General features: G+C 56.1%; 5 protein-coding genes. All 5 read right to left on the bottom strand.

The window, feature by feature from the left end:
* Nucleotides 1–2,126 (bottom strand): DUF3344 domain-containing protein (locus LUQ43_RS13000; RefSeq protein ID WP_299968446.1); only part of this gene is annotated, 2,126 nt, incomplete at its 3' end.
* 221 nt (nucleotides 2,127–2,347) lie between these two features.
* Complete coding sequence (locus LUQ43_RS12995; RefSeq protein ID WP_299968444.1) at nucleotides 2,348–3,448, bottom strand: ABC transporter substrate-binding protein; 1,101 nt, start codon at nucleotides 3,446–3,448, stop codon at nucleotides 2,348–2,350.
* Between the two features lie 117 nt (nucleotides 3,449–3,565).
* Nucleotides 3,566–4,780 (bottom strand): FtsX-like permease family protein, encoded by a 1,215-nt coding sequence (locus LUQ43_RS12990; protein ID WP_299968442.1) that lies wholly within the window; start codon nucleotides 4,778–4,780, stop codon nucleotides 3,566–3,568.
* Entirely contained in the window at nucleotides 4,777–5,445 is a 669-nt protein-coding gene (locus tag LUQ43_RS12985) for an ABC transporter ATP-binding protein (protein ID WP_299968440.1), read from the bottom strand. Before LUQ43_RS12985 ends, LUQ43_RS12990 begins: the two co-directional genes overlap by 4 nt.
* 10 nt (nucleotides 5,446–5,455) lie before the next feature.
* Nucleotides 5,456–6,406: a DUF3344 domain-containing protein gene (locus LUQ43_RS12980; RefSeq protein WP_299968439.1), complete on the bottom strand. Its 951-nt coding sequence runs from the start codon at nucleotides 6,404–6,406 to the stop codon at nucleotides 5,456–5,458.
* Nucleotides 6,407–6,410: the final 4 nt, after the last annotated feature.

Genomic DNA, 6,410 nt, shown 5'->3' with positions numbered 1-6,410 from the left:
TTGAATATGATCCGGTTATCATCGCCGGACGCTGCCGTACTGACAACATACAACTCCGCACCCGAGATTTCGGATATGTTGACCGTGCCCGGGAACGTGATCCGGGTCACCGCATTATCTGAATCAACACCAAATTCCGGGTTTGCATAGACCGCATCCGATCCTTCCCCGATCCAGTACTCTATGTCATGACCATCAGGATCTTCATAGACAACAAGAAGCATGATGCCATACACGGCAAACTTGTCCGGTTTTTCTCCTACATTGGTGATCGTGAACGAAAGGGGTGTATCTGCAATCTGATTTCCTTCGACCGCATAACAATGGGTCTCGACCGGGTAATCGTATGTCCCATCCCCTTTGCGGTCGGAATATACCTGTTCTCGTGCCAGGTGCTCCCCGTCGAGATCTACCTGGAGTGCTGCAGGTTTTCCCGTGAGCGTATCCGCATCGTAACTCCACGTGGAATATACATACAGTCGTGCATCTTTCACGGTCGCATTCGTCGTCAGGTTGGCGGTGAGGGGATAGGATACACTCATGTCTTTTCCGAGCAGGCCGGAATAACTGCTGGAATCCGCGAACGTCAGGCCGCCATGCACGGAACCATGGTTGTACAGCGAGAGGGATTTGCCGGTATACCCCATGGATTCAGTTGCATTCCCGGATCGTCCGGTTGTATTCCCGGATGTGGATGTTGTATTGACACCCGATTCAACAAGAATCAGTGCCACTTCTTCAGTCGATTCTTCTTCAAGGGTGAGCGTTGCGTTTACATCCGTATACCCGGGCTTTTTCAGGAGGATCGTGTGATCGCCGATGATCACGTTCTCCAGAAGGGTATCCGTCCGGGTGGACAGGTTCGTGCCATCCAGATAGATCCAGGCACCGTCAGGTTCGGACGAGATATCGATGGACCCGTTGATCGGGGGGATGTCGAAATGAACCGCTGTTGTTTCCCCGGTTTTGATGGTGACGGTCTTCTCGTCCGGTTCACGGTACTTCGCATTGTCCACCAGGATCGCCTGTACCGTATGTTCTCCGGCGCTGATCTCCGTTAAGGTCTGGTTGGTGGTCTTTTCGAGCTCTTCTCCATCCAGAAGGATCTGCGCACCCGCAGGAATGGACGTGACCTCAAGCGTGCCTTCCGGCTGCTCCTTGAACTTCACCGTGAGGAGTGCAAGAGGCAGTTTGAAGTACGAGCCGGATCGCGCATACTCAAGCGTACTATCCTCGTCAAGCACAATCGAATCGGATACATCCCAGTCTTCAGAGCCAAAATACGATCCCTGGGGATCGCCGTTGCCGGGAAGTTCATCCCCGTTGAAGGTGTAGACCCCATCATCGCTTGCCATGTACAGGGAGGAGAGCGTTGCCGTGTATTCCGCATCTTCGTCAGCATCGATCTGGGATGTGGCAAACTGGGTCTCCCCGGTGTAGCCGTTGTCATTCGCGAAGTCCATTGGATCGTGCCCCTGGTTGACCCAGTAATAGATCTTATCCCGGTCTCCGTCATTGTAGGCAACGACGAGGGCGATGAACTTGATCCTGCCATCAAACGACGACGACGGCGAGGCTTTGGCAGTCTTTACGCTCGCGCCCACCCGTTCACCGGTGATCTGGTCCTTGACATCATACCAGAAGAGATAGTCGCTCGTCACCCGGTTGCCATGTCCCAAATATACCGGCCCGGTTCCCTTCTCCCCGGGATAACTGTAGGGAACATTCATCGATTCTGTGGCAAGGAGAACATCGTCATTCCCGTCACCGTTGACATCAAGGTTCACGGTGGCGGTTCCCTCGTAATTATTCTGTTTGTGGCCGCAATAGACACTCACATACAGCCGTGCCCATGCGATATCCTTGTACGCGGGCAGGGTAAATGACTGGTACGCAGAGGTGGAGAATCCCGGGTAGGTACTGTAATACAATCCCCCGGAGACCACGCCGTTACTCACCGTCTGTAACGGGATGCCCCCCATGTATTCATTAGCACCGGCAATGCCGGTGCCCGCCAGGATCGCAACAAGCACCACAATGGTCGTGATGCAGATCCTGCGCCCGACCGGGTTTTTTCTTCGGGAGATTCCGCGTATCTTCTCCCGGTTGCCCGCCGTACTCTGCATCACCGGAACGATCCTGTTGCGAGCGGACTGTCCTGAGGAGCCGGGCCCGGAGAAAATCATACTTCAAACTATCTATTGCGCCTTTATTAAAATTTATTTAAATTATCGTAATACCAATTACGATGTTTTTGACAATCCGTTTTATGCATTTTCTCCAGCATGGTTTATACTCAACGATGGTGTGAAGCAGGGAGTCCATCCGGTTCATCACGGAACATCCATTATTTCAAGGGGGGAGAGAAGACCGGCGTGACATTCGCTCCCTGGACGAACCGGCCCGCATAGTCATCCAGTATTACCGATGGATGGATATCCTCAAACTCATCCGGATGGAGGATCTTTGCAATATACACGAGACCTACCGCGGACCGGGGCCCGTACGTGACGCTGTTTGACATCACATAGACCTGCCCGTTCCGGACTGCTGCGGTATTCGCGATACCGGTCCTGCCTGCGATCGTATCCCGGATATTCCGGAGTTCCGATTCATTCTTGCCCGATGCAGCGACTTTCACGATCACCTCCGGGTTCTCGGCATAGACCCATTCCGCATTGACTTTGGGCGATGATACCGGAAGCATCCCGGCAATATTACTCCCCCCCGCCATGGTGATCAGCAGGTCCCCGCCGGATCCGGCGGTCAGGGCAGAATAGTCGGAGTAGGATTCGAAATAGACCCGGGGCGTTTCAACGGAGGTGAGATTTGCAATGCGTGACTGGACGAGCGCTTCGTTCTGCTCCAGGAATGCAATATACACCTCGGCCCCCTTTTCCCTCCCGGTCAGGTTCCCCAGTTTCCGGGTGTCGGATGCCAGGGTATCGATCTTGTAACAGTCGATGAGGAGGAGCGGGATACCGGCTGACGTGATCTTGTCGATATTTTTTGGCGTATAACTGGAATAACTGATCACCGCGTCAGGGTGGAGCGCGAGGATCGTCTCGACATCGGGGGTCTGCCAGGAGCCGATGCTCTTCACCCCAAAAAACCGGGGGCCGAGCACCGGGTGCGACTTCACGGTATCGGATATGCCGACAACCTGGTCCTGTGCGCCGATGGCCAGCAGCAGTTCCGCGGCATCGGCATTGGTGACGATGACCCGTTGCAGGGGAGCAGCCGGCTGGAGCGTGGCAGGGGCTGCCGGCACGGGGGCCGGGCCCGGGGATGCTGCGGGGGGGGTCGTCACTGCCGGTACCGGGGCAGATGACGGATGACTGACACACCCGGCACCTGCACATGCTGCAATAACCAGGAGTGTGAAGACAATGAGCACTACGATACAGGAATCCGGGGAAAGTCCCGGGGAGTATTTTTTTGTTACCATAATGTTTCAGTCCGTATTTTTGATGCAGGGATCGTGGATCCTGCGGTTTCGGGTTCTCCGGCTGAACCCTTGACCGGGGAGTACCGGAACCCTGCGTTCATGCGTGTTACCCTTCACTTACGTGTGACGTATTGCATCCACCGGGTTAAGGCGGGCTGCCTGCAGGGCCGGATAGATCCCGGAGAGGAGCGAGAGAACGACCGCGACAAGGAAACCCATGACCAGGATCTCCGGTGTCACGAGCGTTAGGTCATAGCGGGCGAACCCGGAGAACATGTCGCCCATCTGCGTGATCAGGTATGCCTTCCCGACCGAGTTGATCGCCCAGGAGAAGACGATCCCCAGGAGATCTCCCAAAAGCCCGCCGATCACGCCGATATACAGGCACTCCATCAGGATCAGGGTGACGACATCCCCCTGCGATGCCCCAAGGGCCATGCTCACCCCGATCTCACGCGTCCGTTCATAGACCGACATGATCATGGTGTTGACGATCATGAGGGCGCCGACAATCAGGGAGATGGCGGCAAAGATCGACAGGAACAGGATGACCAGGTCCATGAGCCGGTTGACGGATTCGATCTGGCGGAACGACCCGTTTGCCGAGAGGCCGAGGGACTGGATCTCGTCAACCACGGCAAATACATGCTCCGGGTTGTCAACGCGTACATACACGGCATTGTAGGGAGTGGATTCATTGGAGAGGGCGCTGACCGAATCCCGGTCCATGAGAAGCAGGGAATCCAGGCTGTCCCCCCGTTCCCTGAGGGCACCGCTTGACTGGATCGCCAGCTTCCGGTCGGAGGGTGCCCCGTTCGGGTCATAATCCCGGATAACGACCGTGAAGAGATCGCCCTGCCGGACCCCTTCGTATTTTTGCAGTTTTTCCGCGAGTTCGTGCCCGAAGATCACCTGGTTGGAGGCGGGGTCATACATTCCACCTGAAGCAAAGGACGGCTTGAATATCTTCTGCAGATCTTCGCCGCTGATACCGGTCACACTGATATAGGTCTGCCGCAGCGTGGAGAACGACACCTGGTATACCGGGCCGGCCGCTTCGACATGGGGGATCTTTTGTATCAGGGAGACCTTGGATTCGGTGATCGGGATGACCGTTCCGTCCCGGACGGATCCCGTCACTTCGATAAGGGTGAGATCCGACTGCTGTTTGATGGTCTCGATCGCCTGGTAGCGTATCCCCTCCCCGAACGAGATGATCCCGACTACTGCGGCTATACCGATGGCGATCCCGAACGCGGTCAGGAATACCCGCATCCGTTTCTTCATGAGCTGGCGGGCGGACAGTTTCGCGTAGTCAACCAGTTTTGTCATGCACCAGTCACCTTCCCATCGATGAGCTGGAACGATCGATCTGCATATTCACCGAAATCCCGCTCGTGGGTAACGATGAAGAACGTGGTCTTCTTCTCCCGCGCAATGGACTGCATCAGGGAGAAGATCTCCTCGCTTGTCTTCTGGTCCAGGTTGCCGGTTGGTTCGTCGGCAAAGATGATGGGAGGATTGTTGATCAGCGCCCGGGCGATCGCCACGCGCTGCTGTTCGCCCCCGCTCAACTCGGACGGGTGGTGGTGTCCCCGGTTTGAGAGCCCGACACAGGTAAGCAGTTCCTGTGCTGCACGGGCCCGGACCTCCGGCTCCCGGTAATTGAAGAGCATCGGGTACTCGATATTTTCCTGTGCCGTGAGGTAGGGGAGGAGGTTGAACTGCTGGAAGACGAACCCGATCTTCCTTCTCCGGAGAGAGACGAGCAGGGAAGGGTCCCGGAAGTTTACCGGTTCCCCATCCAGGGTGAGGGCCCCGGAGCTCGGGCTGTCAAGACACCCGAGGATGTTCAACAGGGTGCTCTTGCCGGACCCGCTCCTGCCGATCAGGGTGACAAATTCCCCTTTTTCTATACGGAATGTTGCTTCAGCGAGCGCGGGGACATCTCCCCGGTAGGCTTTTTTCAGGTGGTCTGCTTCGATGATTGCTGGCATGGCTCCTCCGTTATGCATATTCTATATGCAGGATCGCGTTGGTCAGGAGGAGATAATCCCCCCGGTCCTGCACGGCAATGAAATTTGACCTCTTTGTAATGTACGGGGTAACATCGCGTGTGTCGATGCCGATCTGCTGCTGCTGGTCGGAAAAAAAGACATCCGTCCATTCTTTTCCCTGTGCATTGGGAAAGACCAGGTCGAGGATTACCGTGAAGAATGACGGGAGATCCGGCTTCTCCTGGCTGTTCACGTACAGGGCGTTTTTCCGGATGATGTCGGAACGGGAATACCCCCCGGAAGGGGCGACGAGTTCCAGGCTGGCTTTTTTCAGGTGGTCAGTATCGACATCATGGCTGAAATCCACCCGGCTCGTTGCCATCTGGGGGGTGATGCCGAAACTGTTGTAGAGCATGTCGCACCCCTCCTCCACGATAACGAGTCCCTTCGGTGACGAGGGGCTCTCGTACACGGCAATGATGCCGATCCCCTGGATCACAAACGTGCTGTTGCCTTCCCCTGCATTTTCTACTTCAAGAGTAACCTCGTTCTTTCCGGGGGAGAGTGTTCCTCCGGAGAAGGTGTCCATCCCGGAGTAAAAATCACTTGGGCTGGAGAATCCCTTGTTGTCAACATACCGGCTTACCGGCTCCAGCGGACTTGTGGGAACCGGTTCGCGGGTCACGGCAATTGTGGGATACACCGTCTGCTGGTCTCTCCTGCTCCACGCCCAGTACACATAGTACCGCTGGTACTTCACGATGGCATCCTGAGGAAGGTCTACCGTGAATGCAACGGGATACCGTCCCCCTGCGTACAGGGTGCCACTGTAGGTACTGTTCCCGGTAGAGAAGAGGCAGTCCCCATTTCCCTCATAACTGAATGCCCCGGTAAGCGGACGGTCCGCGGCGTACGTGGCAGCAGCGGGCATGGCGAGGAGCACTACGCCGGCAATTATCATCAGG

This window comes from Methanoregula sp. (assembly GCF_028679125.1).
Classification (GTDB): Archaea; Halobacteriota; Methanomicrobia; order Methanomicrobiales; family Methanospirillaceae; genus Methanoregula.
Note: the sequence above shows the minus strand (reverse complement) of the source record. Positions and strands in the feature narration are given on the sequence as shown.

Bases quoted from the DNA above. Each gene is read 5' to 3' on its own strand.
- LUQ43_RS12995 (WP_299968444.1), bottom strand. From the start codon at position 3,448: ATGGTAACAAAAAAATACTCCCCGGGACTTTCCCCGGATTCCTGTATC.
- LUQ43_RS12990 (WP_299968442.1), bottom strand. From the start codon at position 4,780: ATGACAAAACTGGTTGACTACGCGAAACTGTCCGCCCGCCAGCTCATG.
- LUQ43_RS12985 (WP_299968440.1), bottom strand. From the start codon at position 5,445: ATGCCAGCAATCATCGAAGCAGACCACCTGAAAAAAGCCTACCGGGGA.
- LUQ43_RS12980 (WP_299968439.1), bottom strand. From the start codon at position 6,406: ATGATAATTGCCGGCGTAGTGCTCCTCGCCATGCCCGCTGCTGCCACG.